The organism is Streptomyces sp. NPDC101166 (genome assembly GCF_044768125.1).
Classification (GTDB): Bacteria; Actinomycetota; Actinomycetes; order Streptomycetales; family Streptomycetaceae; genus Streptomyces.
Window position 1 is genome coordinate 1 of the sequence record NZ_JBIWPF010000224.1, and the last position, 1189, is coordinate 1189.

Sequence of the window (1189 nt, forward strand, 5' to 3'; positions counted from 1 at the left end):
CACTGAGTTTCTGGTGAAGGATGTCACCAGAACTTTGGTGATAGTCTTCACCAAACTGTGGGGGCATGGCAAGAGACAGGGCGAAACCGTGGAAACACCTCGTGGGCGCTACGCCGGGCTCAGCGCGGACGAACGCCGGAACCAGCGCCGCGAACGACTGCGCGAGGCCGCCCTCGAAGCCATCGCCGAGGAGGGCATCGCGGGTCTGAAGGTGCGCGCCCTGTGCGCCCGCGCCGGTCTCAACGACCGCTACTTCTACGAGACCTACGGCCACACCGATCGGCTGCTGTTCGAGCTGGCCGACGAGCAGCTGGCCGAGGTCGTCGGCGCGGTCATGACCGCCATCACCACCGCGCCCGCCGACACCCGCGTCCGCCTGCGCGCGGTGGTGGAGGCCGGGATCACCGCCATCGCCGACCATCCGGCCAGGCGGCGGCTCACCATCGACATGCAGCTCACCGACGAATTGCGGCACCGCAGAACCGAACTCGTCAATGTTGTCGCGAACGTCATGCTCGACCAGGGCCGGGAGCTGCTCGGCGAGGAGGCGGTCGCGGGCCTGCACGCCGAGCTGTCCGCCCGCACGGTCGCCCACGGCGGCCTGGAGATCCTCACCGAATGGCTGCGCGGCGAACTGGCCATCGACCGCGCCCAGCTCGTCGACTTCCTGGTGGCCATGATCCTCACCGCCGCCGAGATCACCACCACCGTGCAACGCGAAATGGCCGCCGGCTGACGATGTTCGGAGCGATCAGTTGGCGCTCTGCTGATCGTCGGGTGTCTGGACGAGCTTGTCGGACATGGCGCTGGCGATGAACTTGGGGATGCCGGGGGCGAAGATCTGCAGGTAGAAATCCATCCAGTCGTGGCGCGAGTTGAGGAACGGGAAATCGGTGGGCGCCATGTAGCGGATGGCGAGCATGGGCAGCGGCGCGTCGAGGGCCGGGAACGACGGATTGTGCAGCCCCGGAACGGTGCAGCCCGGATAGAACTGCCCGAGCATCAGACCCTGCTGGACGAACTTCGTCTTCTGGTCGTGCTGAACGGATTCGATGTCGGTGTACTCGGTGAGGTCGGGGAACACCGCGAGGACGGCCTTGAGTCTGGAATCGGGTTCCTTCAGGGGCGGCAGGGAGGGGAAGAGGTCGTACAGGTCGGCGATGATCTCGCTGATCCGCGAGCGGTCGAT

The 1189-nt window shown here is 66.3% G+C and carries 2 protein-coding genes; one reads left to right on the forward strand and one right to left on the reverse strand.

Annotation, left to right across the window (positions count from 1 at the left end):
- Positions 1 to 88 precede the first annotated feature (88 nt).
- Entirely contained in the window at positions 89 to 736 is a 648-nt protein-coding gene (locus ACIRS4_RS37905) for a hypothetical protein (RefSeq protein ID WP_404204776.1), read from the forward strand.
- A gap of 15 nt (positions 737 to 751) precedes the next feature.
- On the opposite strand, the gene ACIRS4_RS37910 is transcribed toward ACIRS4_RS37905, so the two are convergent.
- Positions 752 to 1189: DUF6875 domain-containing protein (locus ACIRS4_RS37910; RefSeq protein WP_404204778.1), on the reverse strand; the 438-nt coding region annotated here is incomplete at its 5' end.